23 protein-coding genes are annotated in these 23,343 nt (G+C 39.5%); 8 read left to right on the forward strand and 15 right to left on the reverse strand.

Annotation, left to right across the window (positions count from 1 at the left end):
• Window positions 1–3: 3 nt before the first annotated feature.
• Window positions 4–1,788: a M61 family metallopeptidase gene (locus AC4PL9_RS05015; protein WP_491603679.1), complete on the reverse strand. Its 1,785-nt coding sequence runs from the start codon at window positions 1,786–1,788 to the stop codon at window positions 4–6.
• Window positions 1,789–1,900: 112 nt separating this feature from the next.
• Here AC4PL9_RS05015 and AC4PL9_RS05020 point away from each other — a divergent pair, with 112 nt between their 5' ends.
• Both AC4PL9_RS05020 and AC4PL9_RS05025 read left to right on the forward strand, forming a co-directional pair.
• Complete coding sequence (locus AC4PL9_RS05020) at window positions 1,901–2,761, forward strand: Cbp1 family collagen-binding glycoprotein adhesin (RefSeq protein WP_491603680.1); 861 nt, start codon at window positions 1,901–1,903, stop codon at window positions 2,759–2,761.
• Between the two features lie 19 nt (window positions 2,762–2,780).
• Window positions 2,781–2,981 (forward strand): heavy-metal-associated domain-containing protein, encoded by a 201-nt coding sequence (locus AC4PL9_RS05025; protein ID WP_491603681.1) that lies wholly within the window; start codon window positions 2,781–2,783, stop codon window positions 2,979–2,981.
• A 4-nt stretch (window positions 2,982–2,985) separates the two neighbouring features.
• Here the strand turns inward: AC4PL9_RS05025 and AC4PL9_RS05030 are convergent, their stop codons facing one another.
• The 4 genes from AC4PL9_RS05030 to AC4PL9_RS05045 all read right to left on the reverse strand — a co-directional run bounded on the left by AC4PL9_RS05030 (window position 2,986) and on the right by AC4PL9_RS05045 (window position 5,731).
• On the reverse strand, window positions 2,986–3,645 hold the full coding sequence (locus AC4PL9_RS05030; protein WP_491603682.1) for a transglutaminase-like domain-containing protein: 660 nt from the start codon (window positions 3,643–3,645) through the stop codon (window positions 2,986–2,988).
• Window positions 3,646–4,014 (reverse strand): DUF1573 domain-containing protein, encoded by a 369-nt coding sequence (locus AC4PL9_RS05035; protein WP_491603683.1) that lies wholly within the window; start codon window positions 4,012–4,014, stop codon window positions 3,646–3,648.
• A gap of 9 nt (window positions 4,015–4,023) precedes the next feature.
• Window positions 4,024–4,467, reverse strand: coding sequence for a DUF1573 domain-containing protein (locus AC4PL9_RS05040; RefSeq protein WP_491603684.1), 444 nt, complete (start codon window positions 4,465–4,467; stop codon window positions 4,024–4,026).
• Window positions 4,468–4,558: 91 nt separating this feature from the next.
• Window positions 4,559–5,731 (reverse strand): proline dehydrogenase family protein, encoded by a 1,173-nt coding sequence (locus tag AC4PL9_RS05045; protein WP_491603685.1) that lies wholly within the window; start codon window positions 5,729–5,731, stop codon window positions 4,559–4,561.
• 91 nt (window positions 5,732–5,822) lie between these two features.
• On the opposite strand from AC4PL9_RS05045, the gene aroB reads away from it, so the two are divergent.
• Window positions 5,823–6,896: a 3-dehydroquinate synthase gene (aroB, locus tag AC4PL9_RS05050; protein WP_491603686.1), complete on the forward strand. Its 1,074-nt coding sequence runs from the start codon at window positions 5,823–5,825 to the stop codon at window positions 6,894–6,896.
• Between the two features lie 4 nt (window positions 6,897–6,900).
• Here aroB and AC4PL9_RS05055 read toward each other — a convergent pair whose 3' ends face one another.
• Window positions 6,901–7,239: a DUF202 domain-containing protein gene (locus AC4PL9_RS05055; RefSeq protein ID WP_491603687.1), complete on the reverse strand. Its 339-nt coding sequence runs from the start codon at window positions 7,237–7,239 to the stop codon at window positions 6,901–6,903.
• Between the two features lie 194 nt (window positions 7,240–7,433).
• Between AC4PL9_RS05055 and AC4PL9_RS05060 the strand changes: the two genes are divergently transcribed.
• A complete protein-coding gene (locus AC4PL9_RS05060) occupies window positions 7,434–9,080 on the forward strand; it encodes a bifunctional metallophosphatase/5'-nucleotidase (protein WP_491603688.1) in 1,647 nt (548 codons plus the stop codon).
• Window positions 9,081–9,260: 180 nt separating this feature from the next.
• Here the strand turns inward: AC4PL9_RS05060 and AC4PL9_RS05065 are convergent, their stop codons facing one another.
• Window positions 9,261–10,598 (reverse strand): esterase/lipase family protein, encoded by a 1,338-nt coding sequence (locus AC4PL9_RS05065; protein ID WP_491603689.1) that lies wholly within the window; start codon window positions 10,596–10,598, stop codon window positions 9,261–9,263.
• A 239-nt stretch (window positions 10,599–10,837) separates the two neighbouring features.
• Between AC4PL9_RS05065 and AC4PL9_RS05070 the strand changes: the two genes are divergently transcribed.
• Window positions 10,838–12,211: a right-handed parallel beta-helix repeat-containing protein gene (locus tag AC4PL9_RS05070; RefSeq protein ID WP_491603690.1), complete on the forward strand. Its 1,374-nt coding sequence runs from the start codon at window positions 10,838–10,840 to the stop codon at window positions 12,209–12,211.
• Between the two features lie 18 nt (window positions 12,212–12,229).
• The gene (locus AC4PL9_RS05075) at window positions 12,230–13,144 is read left to right on the forward strand and encodes a polymorphic toxin type 23 domain-containing protein (protein WP_491603691.1); all 915 of its coding nucleotides are present in this window, start codon (window positions 12,230–12,232) and stop codon (window positions 13,142–13,144) included.
• A gap of 49 nt (window positions 13,145–13,193) precedes the next feature.
• On the opposite strand, the gene AC4PL9_RS05080 is transcribed toward AC4PL9_RS05075, so the two are convergent.
• The 7 genes from AC4PL9_RS05080 to AC4PL9_RS05110 all read right to left on the reverse strand — a co-directional run bounded on the left by AC4PL9_RS05080 (window position 13,194) and on the right by AC4PL9_RS05110 (window position 19,192).
• Window positions 13,194–13,793, reverse strand: coding sequence for a hypothetical protein (locus tag AC4PL9_RS05080; RefSeq protein ID WP_491603692.1), 600 nt, complete (start codon window positions 13,791–13,793; stop codon window positions 13,194–13,196).
• Between the two features lie 142 nt (window positions 13,794–13,935).
• Window positions 13,936–14,412, reverse strand: a complete 477-nt coding sequence (locus AC4PL9_RS05085; protein ID WP_491603693.1) for a hypothetical protein — start codon at window positions 14,410–14,412, stop codon at window positions 13,936–13,938.
• Window positions 14,413–14,414: 2 nt separating this feature from the next.
• A complete protein-coding gene (locus AC4PL9_RS05090) occupies window positions 14,415–15,209 on the reverse strand; it encodes a (Fe-S)-binding protein (RefSeq protein WP_491603694.1) in 795 nt (264 codons plus the stop codon).
• A gap of 1 nt (window position 15,210) precedes the next feature.
• A complete protein-coding gene (locus AC4PL9_RS05095; RefSeq protein WP_491603695.1) occupies window positions 15,211–15,627 on the reverse strand; it encodes an LNS2 domain-containing protein in 417 nt (138 codons plus the stop codon).
• 12 nt (window positions 15,628–15,639) lie between these two features.
• A complete protein-coding gene (locus tag AC4PL9_RS05100) occupies window positions 15,640–16,980 on the reverse strand; it encodes a 4Fe-4S dicluster domain-containing protein (RefSeq protein ID WP_491603696.1) in 1,341 nt (446 codons plus the stop codon).
• Window positions 16,981–16,983: 3 nt separating this feature from the next.
• The gene (locus AC4PL9_RS05105) at window positions 16,984–18,018 is read right to left on the reverse strand and encodes an MlaD family protein (protein ID WP_491603697.1); all 1,035 of its coding nucleotides are present in this window, start codon (window positions 18,016–18,018) and stop codon (window positions 16,984–16,986) included.
• 7 nt (window positions 18,019–18,025) lie between these two features.
• Window positions 18,026–19,192: an N-acetylmuramoyl-L-alanine amidase family protein gene (locus AC4PL9_RS05110; protein ID WP_491603698.1), complete on the reverse strand. Its 1,167-nt coding sequence runs from the start codon at window positions 19,190–19,192 to the stop codon at window positions 18,026–18,028.
• Between the two features lie 69 nt (window positions 19,193–19,261).
• Between AC4PL9_RS05110 and AC4PL9_RS05115 the strand changes: the two genes are divergently transcribed.
• Window positions 19,262–21,853 carry a putative LPS assembly protein LptD gene (locus AC4PL9_RS05115; RefSeq protein WP_491603699.1) on the forward strand — a complete coding sequence of 864 codons (2,592 nt, stop codon included), beginning with the start codon at window positions 19,262–19,264 and terminating at the stop codon, window positions 21,851–21,853.
• Between the two features lies 1 nt (window position 21,854).
• Here AC4PL9_RS05115 and AC4PL9_RS05120 read toward each other — a convergent pair whose 3' ends face one another.
• Window positions 21,855–22,763, reverse strand: a complete 909-nt coding sequence (locus AC4PL9_RS05120) for a LysR family transcriptional regulator (RefSeq protein WP_491603700.1) — start codon at window positions 22,761–22,763, stop codon at window positions 21,855–21,857.
• 88 nt (window positions 22,764–22,851) lie between these two features.
• Between AC4PL9_RS05120 and AC4PL9_RS05125 the strand changes: the two genes are divergently transcribed.
• Window positions 22,852–23,319 (forward strand): Dps family protein, encoded by a 468-nt coding sequence (locus tag AC4PL9_RS05125; RefSeq protein ID WP_491603701.1) that lies wholly within the window; start codon window positions 22,852–22,854, stop codon window positions 23,317–23,319.
• Window positions 23,320–23,343: the final 24 nt, after the last annotated feature.

Raw genomic sequence — 23,343 nt, forward strand, 5'->3', positions numbered from 1 at the left:
TCTTTATTTTTCTCTTAACCAGTAACGCAATAATTTTTCCTTTTTTGCATCATCGATCAAAGCAGGCCTGTACTGAGCTCTGATAATTTCTCCCATATAGGCATCCAACTCCATCAAAACACCGTCACGGGAAACCAATAACTTAAACGCATCCCCTACCATTAAGGATCCCAGATAATCACTGAACCCTTTTTGACTGGCTCTGAATCCGTTTACCGCCAAAATTTCATCATTTGCACTGACCCCTGCTGTTTCTGCAGCACTTCCGGACTGTACTCTTTTTACGATGAGCTTTCCGTTATCTTCCGAAAGAGAAGTTCCGAAGAAAGGTTCCGGTGTTCCGTTATTCGTTACGCGTAAACCTACCATGGACAAATACTTGTTGTAATCAATTGTTTCGGTTCCATGGATATACCCCTCAAAGAATTGATCCAGTTTTTTACCGACAATGGCTTCCATCTCTTTCTTAAATTCATCTTCGGTAAATCCTCGCTTTGCCTTAACGTAGTACTTATCGTACATCACCTGCATAAAATCATCCAGTGATTTTTTACCATTGGTCGCATCAATAATCATCGCATCACATACCAACCCTATCAATTGCCCTTTGCTGTAATAAGAGATCGTTGTATTATAACTATTTTCATTTGGACGATAGGCTTTGATCCATGCATCAAAACTCGCGTGCGCCACAGGCTGTATTTTATTTCCCGGTTGGTTTTCGACAGCATTCAACGTAGCAAAAAGTTTATTCAGATATTCATCCTCTGAATAAAATCCTGCTCTTCGGAGAATTAACTCGTCATAGTAGGAAGTAAATCCTTCCATCACCCAAAGTAATGATGTATAGTTTTCTTTGTCATAATCAAACGGTCCCAGTTCAATCGGACGTAAACGTTTTACATTCCACAAGTGAAAATATTCATGAGCTACCAAACTAAGGAATCCCAGATATGAGGATCCTTCATACGACCAACGACGTACATTTAACGTTGTTGAGTTTGTGTGCTCAAGTCCTCCCCCACCGTTTGTCGTGTTGTGAATAATAAACCAGTACTCATCATTCGGATTAAATCCGAAAACATGGGTAGTAGACTCCACTATTTTAGCCATATCATACTTCAAACGCTCGATGTTATAGTTCCCTTCACCATATATAGCAACATGATGCGGAATTCCTGCCGCTGTAAAAGAAAACTCTACCTGATTCCCTATCTCGATAGGACAATCTACCAACTGATCAAAATTATCAAATCGATACAGGAAAGTGCCGTCAGCTGCTATTTGTTCACTTCTTTTTGGCAATGCAGTTGTTACCTTCTTAAAAGAATAGTGAGGTGTAATAATCAAATCTCCGGCAAGCTCTTTAAATCCATCGACGTACATAAAAACACTTGTTCCGTTGATGTATCCGTGCGTCAGATCCAAAAAGCTGGTACGAACGGTCAGGTCAAATGCGTATACCTCATAATTGACTCTTACTTTCTTAGCTTTTCCTGCTTCAACTCTCCACGTATTCTTATCCGTTTTATTTACCTCAAGTGGATTTCCCTTTTCATCATACACCTTCACCAAATTGACATTTGACGGAAACTCCCGTACCAGATATGACCCCGGAGCCCATACCGGCATCTTTAAATCCAGCGTTTCTGTTTTAAAGTCTGTTAGTATCATCTCAACTTCAAAGTAATGCGTCTGGGGATTTGACATTCCCAACTTGTACAATACAGACTGTGCCGAAACAACAACTCCTGTAAGAATTGCAACTAATAAACTAAGGTACTTCATGAAAACAGGTTTATTTTAAAGTTATTTAACGAATAAAAATCAATATTTTGGCTAAAGATAAAATTTTTCAGGCGATAAATAGTTAGTTTTGTTGGAAGACAAACAGATCAATATGAAGTTAACAAACATAATTTTAGCAGGAGTTCTATTCCTTGTTTCCTGTAAGACAGACAAAACTCCGGATGTTCCTCAGGGAAATGGTGAAGAAGTTGCCAAATTAAAGAATGAAATCCGTGTGCTTGAAATGGAAATGCAGGAAAAAGACTCTATGCTTAATGAGTCGATCTCCACGTTTAATGAAATTCAGGAAAATGTTGCCAAAATCAGCCATAAAGAACATGAGATCCGTTTGCGGAGTGGTGATATTAATATGACTGAAGAAGATAAGCAATGGATTATTCAGGAAATTCAGAATATTAATTTTCTGCGTGAAGAAAATATCCGAAAAGTAAATTCACTGAACAAGCAACTGGAGGATAAAAACCTTCAGATTGAAGATCTTCAGTCAATGGTTGCCCGACTTGCCGAGCAGGTGCGTTCACAGGAAGAGATGATTGCGTCTTTACAGTCGGAGCTTGCTGATCTTGATCGTGAGTATTCAAAGTTATTTGATGCCTACATGGAACAATCGGAACTTGCACTCGAAACCATGAAAGAATTGAATCAGGTATTTTATGTATACGGTTCATTAAAAGAATTAAAAGAAAATAATGTTGTTGTACAGGAAGGTGGTTTTATCGGAATCGGGAAGAAAACTTCTATTAAAGATGGATTCAACGAAGACTATTTTACAGCTATTGACAAAAACAAAAACAAATCCATCACTATCGTAGGAAAGAAAATCCGGATAGTAAGTGATCACCCTTCTTCTTCTTACAGTATTGAAGATAAAGGTGGGACTAAGGTTATTTCTATCAAAGATCCTGGAACTTTCTGGAAAATTTCCAAGTACCTAGTTGTAGTAGTAGACTAATTGTATAAAAACCAATATTATGCCATCAAAAACATATAAAGTATCAGGAATGACATGTGGTCATTGTGTCGAGAAAGTCGAGAAATTTGTTGGTAAACTTGCGGGCGTCAATGAAATAAAAGTTGAGCTTGAAAATGGCAATGTTACGGTTTCCGGTGAATTCAATGATACAGACGTTGTTAACACAATTGAGCGGCTAGGTTACACCGTACATCAATAAGCGTTTAGTCTTTCGGAGACCACAGGTGGTAAAAAGAAAACTGTCTTGAGTTGGTCTGTGTGCCATCAAAAAGATGGGGGTAGTACTTTTTCATTTCCTCATTCATCAGTTCTACGGGAACATCAGGGAAAGTTCCATAATCATGGTGATACTCCATAAACTTACCTTTCCCGCTGTATTCCTGGAACAAAGAATCCTCATCAGCATTCCATTCCAACGGTTGTACCTCACAAAGAGAACAGGTTCTGTGATCAAAAGCAGGAGTCGCTTTTGTCCACTTGTCATTTAAGTACACGTCCACATATCCATGGAATACTATTTTCTCCGAGCGCAGAATAGTCGTCAGACGCTCAACACCAATATGATTTTGCACGATCGCATACCCTAAACGACAAGGAATAGATAAAGCTCTCAAACCCGCTGCAAATACGATTGCCTTTTCCACACACCATGCTCTGCTTTTTTTCAGAATTACAGATGCCTTCAATGCCTCAGGTCGTAAATCAAGACGGTATGGATCGTACAGAAATCCGTCACGCACTTTCAGGTATAATGCCTTCGCTTGTTCTTCCGGTGAGTTTAACTCCCTGAATTCATTGATATACTCCTGAACTTCCGGCGAAGTAAAGTCGAGAATAAAGGTTGGTTTGAGGTATTCTTCCATTTACTTGACGAAGACTTTAATTCGAAGTTTTTCAGTTCCCTTTTTCGAGTTGGAAAAAATCTCTATTATTCTGTCCTGATAGTACGATTTCCCCTTGGTATCGAATGTAACTTCAAGCATAGCCTTTTCTCCCGGCAGCACTGGTTTCGAAGGGAATTTAACTTTTGTACAGGGACAGGTTACTTTATAATCTTTAAACACAAGAGGAGCATCCCCTTTATTCTCAAAAGAGAATTCATGCGTTAACACTACTCCCTCTTCTGCATCCGGGAACTTATGCACCTTCTTATCAAAACGAAGTTCCGCCTCCTGACCAAAGCCAAGGGCGGAACTCATTGCTATTAGTATGATCGCAAAAAATAGCTTCATTCGTATTATTTAGTTTGCACTCGGAGCACCTGCTTTGTTTACAGGAGCACCTCCTTGTGGTGCAGCATTTACAGTACCTTTGATTCGAATTACTTTCGTAGGCTCATTGGTAGCGTTCGAAGTAATTGTCACACTTTTATTAATGGGTCCAACACGATTGGTATCATATTTTACTTTAATTGTAGCTGTTGCTCCCGGAGCGATAGGCTCTTTTGGATAACTGGGAACTGTACAACCGCAAGATCCTTTTGCCGTTTGGATAATCAATGGCGCATTTCCTGTGTTTTTGAACTCAAACTCACACGTACCATCACCACCTTGAGTGATTGTTCCGTAGTCGTGAACTTCTTTCGAGAATTCAATTTTTGCACCTGTTGCTACTTCCTGAGCTGTAGCATCATTCATAAAGAAACCGATTCCGGCAATTGCTAAAGAAAATAATAACTTTTTCATGTTAATTTTTTTAAGTTTTACAAGCTTATGTATTGACGAATATACGAACAGAAAAAAGAGTGGTTTCGTTTTTAACAAAATGTTAACAGGGCTATTTATCTGATTTTCTTCGTGTCCGCTCTTTTGTTATTAATGTCAATTCACGGCTGGTCTGTCCTGCAACAGAAGTATTTTCCTCTGCTCTTCTGATCAGGTAAGGCATTACCTCTCTTACAGGACCATAAGGGACATACTTTGCTACATTAAATCCGTGATGTGCCAGATTATACGAAATATGATCACTCATCCCCAAAAGCTGTGCAAAATATACCCGTTTGTCTGAATTATCAATTCCTTTATCTGCAATCAATCGTGTCAATACAAGCGCACTTTCTTCGTTATGCGAACCAGCCACCAAAGCACACATATCAATAGTATCCATCAGAAACTCAAGTGCCTGGTTATAATCGTTATCAGATGCAGCTTTGTCTTTCTGAATAGGTGATGGATACCCCATCTCTTTAGCTCTCTCACGCTCTTTTTCCATGTAAGCTCCTCTTACCAACTTTACCCCATAAAAGTATCCGTTCTGTCGGGCTTCAGCAACTGCTTGCCTGATATGTTCAAGACGATCATGTCTGTACATCTGAACGGTATTGTAAACAATTACTTCTTCCTTATTAAACTTGGTCATCATGGAAGTAGCAAGACGATCTATCGTATCCTGAATCCAGGTTTCCTCTGCATCAATAAATACCGGGATCTTTGCATCGTAAGCGGCCTGACAAATACGTTCCACACGTGTCAAAACGCCATGAAACTCTTTTTTTTCTTCAAGGGTTAGCTCATTCTCCGGATTGTTGCATTTTTCCAAGATTCCGAATCTGGAAATTCCGGTTACCTTAAATACGGAGAAAGGAATATGTGGATTGTTTTTTCCTTCGTGAATAGTCGCTATGATTTCATTTGTTGTGGCTTCAAAATCAGCAAGGCTCGTTTTACCTTCTACCGAATAATCCAGTATCGTGCCAATTCCAAACTCCCCAAGCTGTTTAATTGTCCCTCGACACTCTTCGATCGTTTCTCCGCCGCAAAACTGACGAAAAATGGTCTTTTTAACCAAACCATTTATCGGCAGATGCAATTTCAGAGCAATATCTGTGGACCACTTACCGAACTTAACCAAAGTGGGGTTCCCTACCAACTTGAATAAGTTATATGCCTGCTGTAAATCTTTGTTCGTTTTAGCAGCAAATGCGATCTTTGTGTTTTCGAATGAAATCATGGGGTCAAAATTAATTCGAAAAACCGATACAATTCATAAAAGATTCACGATTTTTGAACTGATTTTTATCAAATTTCACAAAGAAACAGGTATGCCAATTCACACTTTACAATCGGATAATTATACAATTGAAGCCGGAAACATTGAAGAAAGTTCTTTTAGTCAATTACTTACCCGGTTCAGCGATTCAAAAAAAGTTATTATTGTAGACGAAAACACACACGAATACTGTCTGGAGTTTCTAATCACTCAGTTTGAGGAACTGACCGATGCCGAAGTCATGCTACTCCCGGCAGGTGAAGAAAACAAGGTACTAGAAGTTTCTTTTCAGGTTTGGGAAGCACTGTCCGAATACAGAGTGGGACGTTCAGATCTTATTATTAATCTGGGAGGTGGTGTCATTACAGACATGGGTGGTTTTATCGCTTCCGTATTTAAACGGGGGGTCCACTTTATCAATATTCCAACCACTTTGTTAGCAATGGTAGATGCCTCCGTTGGCGGAAAAACAGGTATTGATCTTGGTCCTTATAAAAATCAACTCGGTGTATTCAATACTCCGGATGCCGTATACATTGACAAAAGATTCTTGTCTTCATTGCCTGAATCAGAATGGCTAAACGGGTATGCAGAAATGCTCAAACATGCGATTGTATTTTCCAAAACACACTGGAAGACAATACACGCAAAAACCCCTTCACAAATTACGGAAGAGGATATTATTGAGAGTATTGCCATAAAAAATAAGATTGTTCTTGCCGATCCTAAGGAAAATGGAATTCGAAAACTACTCAACTTTGGACATACTGCCGGCCATGCAATTGAAGGATATCTGCTCGGCACAGAATCTCCTGTTCCACATGGTATTGCTGTTGCCTGGGGAATGTCCATGGAAGCTGAACTGGCATTTAAAACAGGCGTATTAAATGAAATCGACAGAGCATGGATACAATCTGTGATAGCCAGCCACTTCCCTCCTCTTCCGGATTTCACTCCCGTAAAGCAGGAACTTCTTTCTCTTATGACCAATGATAAAAAGAATAAATCCGGGCAAGTGAGTTTTGTATTTCCTTCTGAAATAGGAAAAGCAGATGTTAACTATTCTTTTGATGCTGATGCACCCGTTTTGGAAAGTCTCTTTTTTAACAGTTCGGACTTGTACTAATTCTTTATCCTTTTGATTTACTGAAGTATTCCCGTTCCAATCGTAACTTTAAACGGTAGTATCGTACAAAACCAATAATTGCAAATACACCGCTTAATACTAATGTCAGGTATCCAAACCAATGAATGGTATCAAAGCTATCTAACTGTAGGAAAGTTACCGCTCCTAACAATAAATATATGGAGGACCGTATGTATGACAACAGTGTTCTTTCATTCGCCAGACGTGTCCGTTCCAAAGCCAGGTAATCCCGTAGAATGATTTCTTCCTTCAATTTAAAATTGTACGTTGGGTTCAGTACCTTATTTTTGGGCTTTAGTATTCTTTTCAACCTCTCCTGCATATCAGTGAATTTGATTCTGTGCCAAAATTACAAAACCAGTATGAAAAAATACAGGTATTTCCCAAACAACTGCGTTACGTGACAATTGTCACACTATTTTAGTTTTCTTTCCACTAATTTCGCAAACGATCAGACGTGATTATCTATTTCTTATTTCATCCGAAATAAGTAGACAAACTAAAAATCAATTCGTTATGTTTAAACCTTTTTTAATTTCGGGAGTTATTCTCTCCGGACTTTTCACATCATGTAGTCAGGAGCCAAGTGTTTCTTTAGACAATGCCAAAGAGCAGAGAGACGATACATTAACCATCACTATTCTGCAAACGGCAGATATTCATGGACAACTTTCCCCCCATATGGAATTGTTTTGGGAGAATGATAGCATTATTTTTCGGGAACGTGGTGGTTTGGCACACATCAAAACATTATTTGATCAGGAACGCAAGAAAAATCCGGGACGTACATTCATTGTAGACGGAGGAGATTTTATCCAGGGGAGCGGTTATGCGACCTTATCGGAAGGTGCTATTTTCCCGGATCTTGTACGTACTATGAATTTTGATCTCCTAATTCCGGGTAATTGGGAAGTAGTGTATGGAAAAGAAAAAATGCTGGATGTTTTGAACGCATACGACACACCTGTTATTGCTCAAAATATGTTCCACGAAGCAGACGGCGAGAATTTATTTCCATCTTACTACATAAAAGAAATTGAGGGGATCCGTTTAGGATTTATAGGAATCAATGATCCTGACGTACCCGTTCGGCAGAACCCAAGTTTCAGTAAAGGGATGGAGTTTTCTCCTATTGACGAAAAGACGCAGACACTTATCCAAAAAGTAAAATACGAAGAAAAAGCAGATCTTGTGTTTCTTATTACCCATCTGGGAATCTTTAAACAGGTTGAACTGGCAAACAATGAACTGGCAAAAGACGTAGACTACATTTTAGGTAATGATACACACGAACGTGTCCGGGAATTAATAGAAGGAAAGTATGCAAAAGTAACGGAACCCGGAGCTTTTGGTTCATTTGTAGGAAAACTGGATTTACATTTTGTGAATGGAAAACTGGTTGGTGACACTTACGAACTAATGGATGTAGATCCTGAAATTTACCCTGCTGATGCTGAACTGGCTGCGTTAATTGAAAAAGCAAAAGCTCCCTATAAAGAAAACCTCGAAACAATTATTGGTTATACAAACGTACCCCTTTACAGATACCTGACAGTAGAAAACCCATTGGATAATTTGATTACGGACGCAGCAAGGTGGAAAACTGGAGCAGATATTTCCGTTTCCAATGGTTTCCGGTTTGGTAATCCCATTGTACCGCAAGATGGTAAACCGGCTCCCATTACACGATTGAATTTATGGAATTTACTCCCGGTTAATGAACGCGTAAAGACCGGTAAAGCAACAGGTAAACAAATACGGGAGTGGCTGGAGAAAGAAATGCATAATGCGTTCGCTCAAAATCCTACAGAACGTTTTGGAGGATGGCTGGTTCGCTTCTCCGGAATGGAAGTAAACTTTATCAGCACGAATCCGAAAGGAGAGCGCATCCAACGTATTACTGTTAATGGGAAACCACTCGTAGACAACAACTATTATACAGTATCTGCCTGCGAACGTCCGGGGGATGCAGAAGACAATTTGTGTCGTATGCCAAACCTAAAAGACATCGAGTACAAAGAATATACAATTCATGAAGTTATCGAAGAATACCTTCAAAAACATTCTCCCGTATCTCCTAAACTGGATAAGCGAGCTTATGCCGAAGATTTAGGCCCGAACTCTTTCTCTACTGTTCCTGGGACAGATTATGAATTTCACTAAAACGCATCCCTCTCACCTGCTAAACACCTGAATTTATGATCTATGAAAAAAAAACCGATTTTTTTTTGTGATTCTAAATTTTATTGTAAATTTGAGACAGGTTTAGTTGTAAAATATAAGTTTTCATTGGAGAGTTGACGCCCGTTGACTCTCCTTTGTTTTTTAGTCACTTTTCATTTACTACGCTATTTTCCCTTTCTTCTTTTTCACCTTTCCGGATCGATCCCAGGTAACGTGTAGGTCAGGATCATTCCCTTTGTGGAATACAAACAAGTTTTCCGATGGAACACGCGCTAATATTACATCTATTTGTGTTGTATGATCTTCATCAATCAGTTCTGTAATGGTATTGGAAACCATCTCAATTGTCAGAGGGTTCGGTTGGTAAGCATATAGCTCCGACCCGGAAACCGCTTTTATATTAATAAAGTAATTCAATTCGGGTTCGAGTTCTTTCAGGTTTATAAATACCGTCAGATGATTCGGATTCAATTTGTTCTTATGTAATTGCGCTACTGTTTTCGAAGGTTTTTCTACTCCGTTGACTATCGCTCCTAGTTCAACCAAGTAATCTGTAACCGGTTTTCCATCATCATCTCTGAAGCGGAAATCAAGTTGAGCAAACCCCTGTCGTTTGGTTCTCGTTTCCCGGGTAGCCTCCCTCAATTCATTATACACAGCTGTATATGCCGCATCACTATCAACTTTCAGACATTTCACAATATACTGCAAAGCCTGATGATCATCTAGTCTCGTTCTTCTTTTGATACTATTCATGATACCAAAATCCTCATTGGAATGTGTATAGCGATACAGAGCACCAAACGGGATTCCTTTTATTTCGTTCAGTTTGACAAAACTCAAATCTCTGCTATCGAACACATATCTCCTGAAGTTAAGGTTTCCCGAAGCAACACGAACCACCATATCTGAGCCCGGTTCATAAGCGGCCGGAAATATTTTTGATTTGAACCGATCCAGTTTTACCCGGTCTCCGATCAGGTTAAACAAACGGATTCCTTTATCTTCCCAATTCTCCGGATCGAAAAAACCTTCGTTTACTTCCCACGAAAAAGTACTCCCCAATTCCAATGCTCCCAGAATCTTCTTACCTGTCTCCCCCAACTCCATAATTTCCGCTAACATGGTTCTCCCATGATGTGCCAACCGGGAACCAAAATGGGGGGCTGCTAAAAACACTATGTTTTTTAATGGTTGGTGTTGGGATAAAGATCCTCTGTAATAATTCAATATCCAGTATTTCACTACCAACGCTCCGGTACTATGTGTTATCATGTGGAACGGTTGAGACCAGTCTCCTCCCAACTCCTCAGATAATGCTCTGTGCATAGCTTTTGCAATATCGCGAATTTCCACTTCGTTTTCAAGAGAAACGTAACGTCCCAGATAAATATTTTTCAGTTCAAATCCCTGTTCAGCTAATTTCAAATGTAGCGCCTGATAGGTCTGAGTAGTTCTGACAGACCACCCATGGATAAAAAATACTTTTGCCGACATAGTAATCAGATTTTATTGGTTTTCAGTTATTAAAAGTAAGCTGAGTAAATATAAACAATTATCTTATATATCTCGTTTTCACGTTAGTGTATTATAGATATGTTCATACTTTAGAAACTTCAACGAAAGTTTTTACATGTCTGTATATTCGAGAATACTGTTTTTTTTCATTGAAAAATCATATTCACAGAAACTTTACGTTAGTAATGTATTCGACAAAAATTACATAGCTTTGGAATATGAATAGATTTTTCGGATTTCTGGTTTTCTTTATGGTCTTGTCCGGAGTATTAGTTACTTCCTGTAAAAAGGATTCCATTTTTGTCAATGGTGACTTTTCCTTTTCAACAGATACCCTGCTGTTTGATACGGTTTTCACTACTATCGGATCTGCAACAAAGCATTTTAAGGTGTATAATGGGAATAACGGATCAATAAAGTTTGACGAAATCCGGCTGATGGGAGGAGATAATTCTGCTTTTCGTCTGAATTTTGACGGAGCTCCCGGTATAGTACATGAAGATATTGAAATGTACGGGAAAGACAGTCTTTTCGGATTTGTTGATGTAACACTGGACGTAAACGGAGGAAATTATCCGATGGTGTATCTGGATTCGATTCGGTTTACCCGCGGAAATAAAATCAAATACTTGTACCTTGCTGTTTGGGGACAGGACGTATATATCCATAACCGGGATATAACCGAAGGCGTATGGCCCACTGACAAACCCCACCTTGTTTACGGATATACCGCTGTGGACTCGGCAAAATCCCTGACATTACTTCCCGGAACAAAGGTTCATTTCCACAAAAACGCTACTTTTCTTGTCTATAAAGGAAGTCTATCTGTCCAGGGAACCCCCGGAAATGAGGTCATCTTTCAGGGAGACCGTCTTGAAAGTTTTTACGATGAAGTCCCCGGACAATGGTACGGACTTCGTTTTGTAGAGGCAAGACCTTCAGATATTGATTATGCCATTATTAAAAACGGACAAGTGGGGGTACAGATTGACTCTACTGCCACCTCTGCCCCTAACTATACAGTTGAAGTCAAAAACACAAAGATCTTCAATAAGAGTTATTTTGGTGTTTATCCGGTAGCCGGAGCACGGTTAAAGATGGAAAATTGTGTAATCAATAATGCAGGAATAGCTTCAGCCTACCTATTTGCCGGAGGAGGCTATAATTTTGTCAATTGTACATTTGCTAATTATAATGCTCCGGGAAGAACAACTCCCTTGTTTGTTCTCCAGAATTATTTTAAAACCGGCAATACGATTTACGTAAGAGCCATTGAAGAAGCTCTCTTTGCCAACTGTGTAATCTACGGAGGACAAACCAATGAGCTAAGCATTGATCTGGAAGATCATCCTCAGATGAGTTACACCTTTGACCATTGCCTGATAAAGAATAGTGATGTTTATACAGACCCGCAATTCCTGAGCTGTTTGTGGAATCAAAACCCGAATTTTGTCTCCATTGAAGAAAACGATTTCAAATTCAATCTTCCCTCACCGTTAAATAATAGTGGTTCTTCTACGTACGCGACAGGAAGTGATATAGAAGGTACTCCACGAACTGGACCGGATATAGGAGCGTATGAAGTAAATTAACTTCGGAATATTTTTTGTTTGGAGTACGATATGACCAGACGTTTACTCATACTATTTTTCCTCTGTGTCCTATCGTTGGTATCCTTTGCACAGCGTCATGTATTCGGGATACAGGCTCAATTGCTTCTTAGCGTAGGAACTCCGGTTAATCGGATAGGAATAAATTTAAACGGATTCTGGTTAACGTCTTTTTCTCAGGTAAACATTGGAACACAAAGTTCGTTTTATCTGACCGGAATCGGTCCCAAAGGAAATTTCATAGAAAACAGGACTCATATTAGCCTTATTGGTCTCGCCGGGAAAAGAAACGGTGAAATCAGAACGTTTGTAAATCCTCTGTTTCACCAATCACAACGCTCTGTGGCTTTTGGCTATAGTTTCCTCTGGTATTGGGATAATCGAAAAACAGCACAACTTTCGGGTAGATTCGGTTTACAGTTTCAACGTGTTGCGCTTCAATTTGAAAATGACCTGTTCGGAGGTCAGGGAAGAGATCGTTTCCGGACTGCTGGGCTTCATGCTTTTTATATGGATTCGTTAAATAGTATCGGTGCTCATATTCGTTTATGGACAGGAGAAACAAGAGGAGGAATACGTCATACTGATGCTAACTATCCTTCGAAATACGGGTATAAGGATCTCAGTCAAACACTATATGGAAAGTACAGTAGCGGAATTGCAAGTATCAGTTACTCCAGATTGCTTCCCTTTTCGCAGCAATTAGGTGCAGAGATCGGGATTGATGCCGAACAAATACGTCATTTTTTCCAGAACAAACTCGTACATGATTTTACCTTCTCTAAAAAGAATACCCGCAAACACAATCCACATTACCCAATGCTTCAGGAAGATGGCAGTCCTTATATATTTGTCGAGGGAACAAAACCAAGAAAAGCCCGTTTTGTGGGCCTATTTACTATCGGAGGAAACTAAAAAGAGCTTCACAAAGGAAGCTCTTTTGAATAAGCAATCTATACGACTATTACTTTTTACCTTTTTTATTTGCTTCTGTTACGTACCAACGAATCATCGTAGATTTCATTTTATCCTTATTGAATTTCTCTAATAAATCAGGATAATTACTCAAAACTAGCTTTTTCATAATTCCGTTATTCAAACGGTAAATCTTTCCTGAATTCATATCAAGAATATAGTCTTGCGAACTCGTAGATGCAGACCCATAGCTTCCGCTAGACGCACCCGAAACATACGTGAAAACCGAATAAATACCGGGATCTTCAATTTTATAGAATGCAGTTCCGTAAGCGATATATACATCTTCTCCATCACAATACGCAAACATTTTTGTCGGCCGAATTCCTGTTTCTTCTCCGGATGAAGTTATTACAGGTACTCCTTTAGCCCTCTCCATTAAGTTAGCTCTTTCCATGTTAAAAGCCGGATCAATATTCAGTTTATATTCAGGATCCGGGGTATTAGCTTTCAGCTGTTCAAATGTGGTAAAAATCCCAACTGCGGCAGGTTCATTAAGAACAGGATGCATTACCTGATCTTTTTGTGCCCGAGTCACCAGAGAAATCAGACATCCCAATAGTAAAGTGGTCAAAACATTCTTTTTCATTACTATACAACTTATTTATAATCAGTGAATTTAGCACTTTATTTGAATAGTAGTACCGTTCACAGATAAAAACAAGCGTTTCACTTTCCACTAATTAGGGAATACTACCTTATAGCATCAAAAAAATTAAATTGTAAAAATCTTAGAAAAGTGTTTTCAGTCCGGAATACTGTGGTTCTGTCAGTCCGCTCTTAACCAATCGATCCAATCGATCAACTGTCGGATCAATAATGCGTATATTCTCCGCCTTCTCAGAGACTTCTTCAAAGCTCAGTTGGCTCCAATCGTCACCATCAAAAGCTACAACTTTCATTCTCACAAAGAAATCAAGAGTATATTTAGCACCTAAACCTGTCAGGAAGCGCACGAAAGCATCAATAGAACAACCGCTTGGCGGAACTTTCGTGTCATCAACCGCAACAACCAAATTATAGGGGGAAATAAAGGTGAAATCAGCAAATAAACCATTACCATGCGCAGCCCAGTTTTGGACAAACGCATCTATTTCCTGAGACAATTGTTCCTGCTCGTTTTCTTCTAATCGTCTGTCAGACTGGTACACCCAGACTCTACTCTCAGGTGACAAATCTCTGGTGAAATGTACTTCTAATTGTTGCATACTTATAAATCTCCGGCCTGAGCAATCAACTCAGCAACATCCAGAACCTGGATTTCCTGCTCTTTGTTAAAATTCTTCACACCGTCTGTCATCATTGTATTACAGAAAGGACATCCCGTCGCAATGACATTAGGTTTCACTTCCAATGCATCTTCTGTTCGCTCAATGTTCACCTCTTTATTTCCTTTTTCGGCTTCTTTGAACATTTGTGCGCCGCCTGCTCCACAACATAAGCCTTTTGTACGACAACGTTTCATTTCGACCAATTCAGCATCTAATTTCTCAATCAGTTCGCGAGGTGCCTCATATACATCATTTGCCCGCCCAAGGTAACATGGGTCATGAAACGTAATTCGTTTTCCGCGGAAGGTTCCTCCGTCTTTCAACGTCAGTTTTCCTTCGTTAATCAATTGTTGAATCAATTGTGTATGGTGCACTACTTCGTAGTTTCCACCTAACTCCGGGTATTCATTTTTCAATGTGTTAAAACAGTGAGGACATGCAGTTACAATGCGCTTAACTTCGTACGCATTGAGTACTTCAATATTCATGAAGGCCTGCATCTGGAATAAAAACTCATTTCCTGCTCTTTTTGCCGGATCTCCGGTACAATTTTCCTCCGTACCAAGAACAGCAAAATTCACTTTACAGTGATTGAGTATCTTCACAACTGCCCGAGTGATTTTTTTTGCACGGTCATCGAAACTACCTGAACAACCCACCCAAAAAAGGATTTCAGGAGTTTCTCCTTTCGCCATCATTTCCGCCATAGTAGGCACTACTAAACTTTCACTCATATCATTCGTTTTCAAAAACCTGTATCGTAACTTTCTTTTCTACCAGATCCGTAAATTTGCCTTCGAATCGGGTTGCCCGGACAATGTGATTATCTACCCAGTGGTAATTTCCACCCCGAGGTTTCCCCATCAAAAGTCCGTGGTATTTAAATCCATGACGTTTCAGCCATTCTTCCGTAACTTCTCTGTGTTCTTCCGTCCGGGATGTAAAAAAGGTAATATAATGACCTTCCTCAAACCATTTATTCAACGTTTGAAGTGCATCAGGATACACATTTGCTGTAGCCATTCTTTCCGGCTCTTCATTCGGTATGTCATCGCAAATGGTACCGTCAATATCTATCAGGTAATTCTTTACGCTTTCCGGCAATACCGGGCTGACATGAACTCCGTTTTCGATTTTTTCATCCAGCTTCATACACAATTCTTTTTATGCCTCGTCCTTCCAGTTCAAACGATCAGACGGACTAAACTGCCAGGGAGCTCCGTTATTTTCAATATTGGTCAACATTCCCGTTAATTCAGCAGGCATCTTAGACTCTTCCATCACCGAATAACGACGTAATTCCATAATTATATTCAACGGATCAATATTTACCGGACATTCCTGAACGCAAGCATTACAGGATGTACATGCCCAAATTTCTTCTTCGGTAATATAGTCATGAATAAGGCTTTTTCCGTCGTCATACTCTTTTCCGTTTTTCCGGATGTTATTCCCTACTTCCTCCAAACGATCACGGGTATCCATAACAATTTTACGGGGAGAAAGTTTTTTGCCTGTCTGATTAGCCGGACACGCAGCCGTACACCTTCCACATTCCGTACACGTATAGGCATCCAGTAAGTTTTTCCAGGTTAAATCAGTAACATCTCTGGCACCAAAACGTTGAGGAGCTTCTCCTTCTTCAGGAGCCGGAGCAGCAAAAGGATCGGCATTCGGATCCAACATCAGCTTTACTTCTTTCGTAACAGCTTCCATATTGGTAAACTTTCCTTTTTTCTCCAGATTGGAAAAATAAGTATTCGGAAATGCCAGTAAAATATGGAAATGCTTTGAGAAAGGCAGATAATTCAGGAAAACAAATACCATTGCAATGTGTCCCCACCATCCGATGCGTTCAATAACGTGTAAAGCTCCTTCTGACATTCCTCCGAAGAAAGCAGGACCAACAAATTGTGAAACCGCAAACCCAAAACTTCCGGAAACTCCCTCTACTCCATTTGCATGTGTCAACCCTCTGTTGTATAACACTTCATCCGCCCCATTCATCATAAAAATGAATGTTACCAGAATAATTTCAAAAATAAGAATCAAATTCGCGTCTAACTTTGGCCATCCGTTCATTTCACTTTTCACAAAACGCGGAACCTTCAGTAAATTTCGTCTTGCTAAAAATGCAAACGTGGCAATAAAAGCCAAAACAGATAAAATCTCAATAAACGAAATCATGAATGTGTAAAAACCATCCAAAGAAGACATAAATAAACGATGGTTTCCCGTTAATCCGTCAGCAACAATTTCTATCAGTTCAATTTGTGTAATAACAAATGCCGAATAAACTGCGAGGTGTAATAGCGCCGGAAGAGGTCGCTGAAACATCTTTTTCTGCCCGAAAGCAACCAAAAGCATGGTTTTCCATCTTTCGGAAGGCTTATCCGTACGGTCGACATCTCTACCCAACAGGATATTACTCCTGATCTTCAACACATTCACCGCAAAAAATCCTCCTCCTACAAGAAGCAGTAATGCAAATAAAACTATCGTCATGTCTTATTTATTGTTTTGTTCTTTCAGTAATTCACGAAGTTTCTCTTCGTCAGATTTTGTTAATTTAACACCTTTTTCACTTTTACCAAACACGGAGAAGTGAATATATTTTTCAGGATGAAGTTCTATATCTTCAACCAACTCCTGAAGAGATTTATTGGTATTAACTAACTCGTTGTACAGTTGTTCGTCATAAAGTAATTTACCCAACGTACCTTTTCCTTCAGCCGCATTTTTCAACGCTGTATTCATTGTTTCAAGCGTTGTGGTAGCTTTTTTAATCACTCCCGCAAAATCAGCTGTTACCAGTGTATCCGTCAAGTTGGATACATTTCCAATAATATTACTGATTTTCTCATTACTCGCTTTCAGGTTCGCTGAAATACTTTCTACATTTTGAAGAATATCCGTTAAACGTGAACTCTCGCGAATCACCATTTCATCCAGGTTCTTCGCCAGATTTCCGAATCGTGCAATAGCAATTTTAACTTCCAGAAGACTACCATCGAGAGACTGAGCTGCTGTCGTATCCCAGAAGGCATTGACCGAAACGACCATATTTTCAACAGAAGACATCAGGCGTTCAAGTTTCTCCTTAATCGGCAATACCTCCGCAGTTACGGCATCCGTTAATTCAGGAGCCACACTACCAATCAAGGTATCTCCCGGCGTATGAAAACCATCCTGGGCTTCATAATCCAGTTTAAGAATCAATCCTTTTGATAATAAACTTGTAGAAGTAATCTCTGCGATCGATCCTTTGGGTAATTCCAGTCCTTCCTTAGTAATCGAAAAGCGGATAATTACTCTCCTAAGATCTTCCGGGTCATTATAAATTGCTTTAACTGTTCCTACAGCTACTCCGTTTAGCGTTACTGCGCTGGAGGGCTCCAAATAACCGGACTCTTCAAAAACAGCATAATACTCGGGACTTCCCCCGAAAAAATTATCCCCTTTCAAAAAGTTGACTCCGGCTATCAGAATTGCGATCGCCAAAATTACAATAAGACCGGTTTTAAACTCCTTTGATATTTTCAAACCTCTTCTATTTTGTTGCTAATTTAATAGCTTTTTCTAAATTAATACGTTCATTCCCCTGAAAAGCTACGACAAAAGCAAATTCATACCCTTTCGTTCTCATTTCTTTTTTCAGATTATTCGCTGAATCAAAATCATTTGCGAAAGCACCGACCGTGTATTTATACAATCCGTCCTGAAAGTATTCAAATACGTGATGCCCTTTAAACCTCGGGCTATCTTTCGCCAGTTTTGAACGAGATGTTTCAATCTGAACCCGAAATACCACATCATCATTTGAATACGTATCTTCTTTGATGATTACAGGCTCTTTTTCATCCTCCTGACCCAGATTTTTCACTGTCTCCGGGTCATCATCCCCCGTATGTGAAATCATATATTCAACACCATCAATGTGGCTTTTGTATTTGACAAAGGCATTAAAAACAGATCTTGTCAATTTCTCCTGCCCTGCCTTCGTGTTCATGTATTTCTCTTCATTTACGTTTGATAGAAAACCTAGTTCAACCAAAACGGCCGGCATGGTCGTATTGTACAACACCAGAAGTCCCGCTTGTTTTACCCCCCTGTCATTTCGTCCCAGTGACTTAAACTCTCCCTGAATCATGGAAGCAAAATTGATACTTTGATTCAAATACACTCCTAACATTAGCTGGCGTGCAATAATAGCATCCGGCGACATATCAAAGTCTTTATACTTATCCCCCCCATCTGATTCCAGATAAATTGTGGCATTCTCCCGTTCTGCAACCTTTCTCTGGGCTTCTGTTTTATGTAAACCGAGAACAAATGTTTCCGTTCCGTATGGAGCTGTTGATTCTACAGCATTTGCGTGGATTGAGATAAAAAGATCCGCATTATTTGTGTTCGCTATTTTTGCCCGTTGGTATAATTCCACAAAAACGTCTTTGTCACGGGTATAAATCACTTTTACATCGGGAAAATTCTTCTTAATCATCTCCCCCAGCTTCAGGGAAACACTCAGAACAAGATCTTTCTCTTTCATGATTTTCCCAATCGCACCCGGGTCTTTCCCACCGTGTCCTGCATCGATCACAACCGTGCGTATTCCGCGCTCAGAATCATCTCCAAAAGAAGATTGTCCCAACAGAACAGGACAAAAAAGAAGTGTCGCAAAAAATAAAATTGATATGTTAAGAACTCTTTTACTCATCAAGCAAGGTAATTTTTTAGTTTTGCAATCGTTAAAATGCTTGTCATAAGACAAAATTACAAGATAGTATTGACCAAAAACTGTTCCATAGCGCAAATTATCCTCGTTTACCTGTTGATAATTATAACATTGCTATTTTTCAATGGATACACATTGGGACAAAGCGACAGTACAATCGTCAATTCGGAAGATTCACTACATCTGTCAGGGGGTGATTCATTAGCGGTAAAACCAAGAGTTTACAGGGTAGATGACTCGATGGATGAACCTATATTTTACTCTGCCAAAGACAGTATCTACTCGGATCTCAGAGAGAAAAAGGTACATTTATTTACAGAAGCAAAAATCACATTCGGTACAACGGTCTTAACAGCGGATTACATGGTTGTTGATCTTGAAAAGAATGAGGTAACGGCAACTTATACGCTTGATGCTGATAGCAACCGGGTGGGAGAACCTTTGTTTGTCGATTCGGGACAAGAGGTGAAAGCTGCCAAAATGCGCTTCAACTTCGATACGAAAAAGGCCTTTATTGAAGAAACACGCATTCAACAGGACGAAAGTTTTCTGTATATGGAACGTGCCAAGCGACAAGAGAATGAAGAGATCCATTTTGAGAAGGGACGTTTCAGTACTTGTGATCTTGATTATCCGCATTTTCATTTTCAGTTGTCACGTGCCGTACTGGTTCCTGAAAAAAGAATTGTAACCGGTCCTGCCAACTTGTGGATTAACGGAGTCCCCACTCCTCTGGCTCTTCCTTTTGGTTTTTTCCCTACCTCATCAGGTAAAAAACGAGGATTGGTTTTTCCACAAATAATCCCGGTATCGCAGAATGGATTTGGTCTTCAGGATCTTGGTTTCTACACACCGATCGGTCAAAATTTTGAAACTATTTTTTTCGGTACTATTTTTTCAAGAGGATCGTGGGGGCTTGCCAACCAGACCAACTATAATATTCGCTACAAATCACAAGGTAGTGCCCGCATTGACTTTTTACAGTTAAAACAACCTTTCCCAAGCGAAAATAAACTCAATAAATTTACACTGAACTGGACACATACACAGGACACAAAAGCAAATCCCTACTGGCGCTTTGGAGCCAGTGTAAATTTTGTCTCCGATAATAATACGCAGAACACACTTGATCCACTTAGTGAAAACGTATTTAACAACGCACTTCAATCAAGTATTACGGTTAATCGTTTGTTTCCAGGAAAACCGTATAACCTTGGTTTAAAAGTCGGTGCCAATCAAAACTCACAAACCGGAAATATTTTCATGGATGCTCCTACGCTTAACTTTACGATGAGTCGGATTTTTCCTTTTAAGATCTTTCGAAGTAAAAAAGCTGTCGGAAGCGAAAAATGGTTTGAAAAAATTGGTTTCACCTATAATGCCGAAGTAAAAAATCAGGCAAATATTAACGATTCTCTTTTTACTTCTCAATATGCCAACCTGATCGGAAGCAGGTTTCTGAACGGAGTAAACCATCAGATGAATCTAACAACCACCCTGAAAGCGTTTAACGGAACACTGAACTTTACCCCTACAGTTAACTACACAAATTTCTGGAACTTTCAGGCAACAGAGCGACGCTACAACCCGGGAACGAACCAAACTGAAATAGATTCTCTTTCCGGTTTTTTCATGGGGCAAAATTTGAGTGTTCAGCTGAATATGACCAATTCCATCTATAGTTTATACCGGATTGTTGGTTTGAAGAATGTTCGCTTCAGAAATGTAACCCGTCCTACTATTGGATTCCGTTATGTCCCCAGCTTAACGAATCACAGAACCGCTTTTGTAGGTCCAAACGGAAATGCAGTCACCTATTCGCCTTATGAAAACTCACTTTACAAAGAGGGTTCTAATCGCGACCAGGGATTAATTACTTTCGGATTAAACAGTGTACTGGATATGAAATTCCCGAGTAAGCGGGATTCTACCGGAACCAAAAGTCTTGGTTTAATTGAAGGACTATCTGTCACCGGTTCTTATGACCTGTTAAAAGATAGTATGCAGCTTTCTGACCTGAATCTGCAATTACGGATCAAACCTATCCAGCAAATAAGCATTGTTGCCGGAGGAATATTCAGTTTGTATGACTGGGACGACTCAACGGGAATCTCCAGAAAAGAATTTGCTATCTCCGAACGTAACAAACTCGGAAGGTTTATCAATTGGAATATTAATACAACGTTTACGCTTACCAGTCGTGAAGGGCAGAAGATTAAAAACGAAAACGAAAAGCTACTCAAAGAGAACTGGAATCAGGACTTTAATCAATATGCAATGTTCCCGCATCAGGTAATTGATTACCGGATTCCCTGGCAGATCAACCTTACTCATACTGTGAACTGGCGTTATCCAACGGTAAATAACCCTGCTCCGGATAATATTACACATACGCTGGCATACAACGCAGAATTATCACTAACCCCCAGGTGGCGTATTTCAACGAATGGTACTTACGACCTGAACAGAGGTGAATTTACGCAGGTACTTGTAAACATTCACCGTAACATTCACTGCTGGAGTTTAAATTTCCGTTGGAATGCTGTCGGTCCATTTACCGGATTCGTCCTGAGTATATCTGCCAACGCAAGTATGTTAAGAGATGTAAAATACGATTTCAGAAAACCTCCTTTGTTCTTCTGATTTAGTGCCAATCAATGAACTCCCAGTCTTTTGAAGCGTCATTGGTATAGACGGTCTGAATAGCTTGTATTATTTTCACCAGAGCATCATAATTACTATTTTTCCGATGATAGCCTGCAATCACACTCCGTGCGGGAACCGATTCCCTCATTCGAACAATATTTCCGTTATTAATGTGATCCTTCGGATAGTTCATCGGGATCAATGTATACCCTCCATAACGATCTACCATCCGAATCAATACATCTATTGAACTCCCCTGATAATCCCATTTTGCTGTTTCATTGGTTTTTAGCTCACAAAAGTTGATCATTTGCGCCCGCAAACAGTTTCCTTCCGTCAACAGCCAGGGATCTTCATCAATTAATCCACGTACAGAATCCAGTTTTTTGGGTTCTTTCATATAAAAAGCAATCTCTTCAATAAATAGCTTTTGAATTTCAAACCCTTTTGTTTCCAATGGACCGGAAAGGATAATTATATCTAATTTTCTTTTTTCTAACAACTCAAGAAGCTCAGCAGTACGGTATTCTTCAAACTTCAGAGAGAAGTCTTTTAATTGTTCATTCAGAATACCAAACATGTCAGGAATAAGATAATGCGCAATTGTAGGGATAACACCTATTCTGAGCTCTTCTTTTACCCCATCAGTATCCTGCAGTACTTTCTGCTTCAATGTCCGCATATCATTATTCAGCTGGTGAAGAACCGGAAGAATCTTCATAAAAAGAGGCGTAGGTTCTAGCGGGGTAATATCCCGGTTAAACAGCCTACCACCAAGCTGTCTTTCCGCTTTCTTGATCTGAACCGAAAGTGTAGGTTGTGTCACAAAACAACGCTCTGCAGCACGTTGAAAATTCCGTTCTTCATATAATGCCAGTAAATACTCTACCTGAACCAGTGATATCATAGAAAATATAAATTAAACCATTGAAAGTATTAATAAAAACTATAAAGTTAATTCATTATCTTTGAAAGGAACACAAAAATACAGAGTTATGAATTATATAGGATTAGAAAAAAAAGGAACCAGTGAACTTTCAGAAAAACTGAACAATTTACTTGCTTCTTATCAGATACATTACCAAAACCTTCGTGGATTACACTGGAATATACAGGGAACCAATTTCTTTGAGCTTCATGTTAAATATGAAGAACTATACACACGCACACAGGTTGTAATTGATGATATCGCAGAACGTATTTTGACATTAGGTCATCGTCCGCTTCATACATTTACTGATTATCTGTCGCATTCGGGCATTAAAGAATTACCAACAACATCCGATGGACATGCAGGAATGGAGTATTTGCTAAATGCACAAAAAGATTTACTGATTCTCGAAAGAGATATTCTTGAATTATCAGGAGAAGTAAACGATGAAGGGACCAACAGTATGATCAGTGATCTCATAAGAGAAAAAGAAAAAGACAGTTGGATGTTCCGTTCATGGTTGTCTAAATAAGATTTGTTTCTTTCCACAAACTCA

This window comes from Wandonia sp. (assembly GCF_984588085.1).

What these genes read in the sequence shown, in the direction of transcription:
- AC4PL9_RS05055 (WP_491603687.1), bottom strand. Translation starts at nt 7,239, where the DNA reads ATGCAGGAGAGGTTGAAAAGAATACTAAAGCCCAAAAATAAGGTACTG.
- AC4PL9_RS05120 (WP_491603700.1), bottom strand. Translation starts at nt 22,763, where the DNA reads ATGATATCACTGGTTCAGGTAGAGTATTTACTGGCATTATATGAAGAA.
- AC4PL9_RS05100 (WP_491603696.1), bottom strand. Translation starts at nt 16,980, where the DNA reads ATGACGATAGTTTTATTTGCATTACTGCTTCTTGTAGGAGGAGGATTT.
- AC4PL9_RS05125 (WP_491603701.1), top strand. Translation starts at nt 22,852, where the DNA reads ATGAATTATATAGGATTAGAAAAAAAAGGAACCAGTGAACTTTCAGAA.
- AC4PL9_RS05080 (WP_491603692.1), bottom strand. Translation starts at nt 13,793, where the DNA reads ATGAAAAAGAATGTTTTGACCACTTTACTATTGGGATGTCTGATTTCT.
- AC4PL9_RS05095 (WP_491603695.1), bottom strand. Translation starts at nt 15,627, where the DNA reads ATGAAGCTGGATGAAAAAATCGAAAACGGAGTTCATGTCAGCCCGGTA.
- AC4PL9_RS05045 (WP_491603685.1), bottom strand. Translation starts at nt 5,731, where the DNA reads ATGATTTCATTCGAAAACACAAAGATCGCATTTGCTGCTAAAACGAAC.
- AC4PL9_RS05020 (WP_491603680.1), top strand. Translation starts at nt 1,901, where the DNA reads ATGAAGTTAACAAACATAATTTTAGCAGGAGTTCTATTCCTTGTTTCC.
- AC4PL9_RS05065 (WP_491603689.1), bottom strand. Translation starts at nt 10,598, where the DNA reads ATGTCGGCAAAAGTATTTTTTATCCATGGGTGGTCTGTCAGAACTACT.
- AC4PL9_RS05110 (WP_491603698.1), bottom strand. Translation starts at nt 19,192, where the DNA reads ATGAGTAAAAGAGTTCTTAACATATCAATTTTATTTTTTGCGACACTT.
- AC4PL9_RS05060 (WP_491603688.1), top strand. Translation starts at nt 7,434, where the DNA reads ATGTTTAAACCTTTTTTAATTTCGGGAGTTATTCTCTCCGGACTTTTC.
- AC4PL9_RS05030 (WP_491603682.1), bottom strand. Translation starts at nt 3,645, where the DNA reads ATGGAAGAATACCTCAAACCAACCTTTATTCTCGACTTTACTTCGCCG.
- AC4PL9_RS05070 (WP_491603690.1), top strand. Translation starts at nt 10,838, where the DNA reads ATGAATAGATTTTTCGGATTTCTGGTTTTCTTTATGGTCTTGTCCGGA.
- AC4PL9_RS05090 (WP_491603694.1), bottom strand. Translation starts at nt 15,209, where the DNA reads ATGAGTGAAAGTTTAGTAGTGCCTACTATGGCGGAAATGATGGCGAAA.
- aroB (WP_491603686.1), top strand. Translation starts at nt 5,823, where the DNA reads ATGCCAATTCACACTTTACAATCGGATAATTATACAATTGAAGCCGGA.
- AC4PL9_RS05040 (WP_491603684.1), bottom strand. Translation starts at nt 4,467, where the DNA reads ATGAAAAAGTTATTATTTTCTTTAGCAATTGCCGGAATCGGTTTCTTT.
- AC4PL9_RS05085 (WP_491603693.1), bottom strand. Translation starts at nt 14,412, where the DNA reads ATGCAACAATTAGAAGTACATTTCACCAGAGATTTGTCACCTGAGAGT.
- AC4PL9_RS05035 (WP_491603683.1), bottom strand. Translation starts at nt 4,014, where the DNA reads ATGAAGCTATTTTTTGCGATCATACTAATAGCAATGAGTTCCGCCCTT.
- AC4PL9_RS05015 (WP_491603679.1), bottom strand. Translation starts at nt 1,788, where the DNA reads ATGAAGTACCTTAGTTTATTAGTTGCAATTCTTACAGGAGTTGTTGTT.
- AC4PL9_RS05025 (WP_491603681.1), top strand. Translation starts at nt 2,781, where the DNA reads ATGCCATCAAAAACATATAAAGTATCAGGAATGACATGTGGTCATTGT.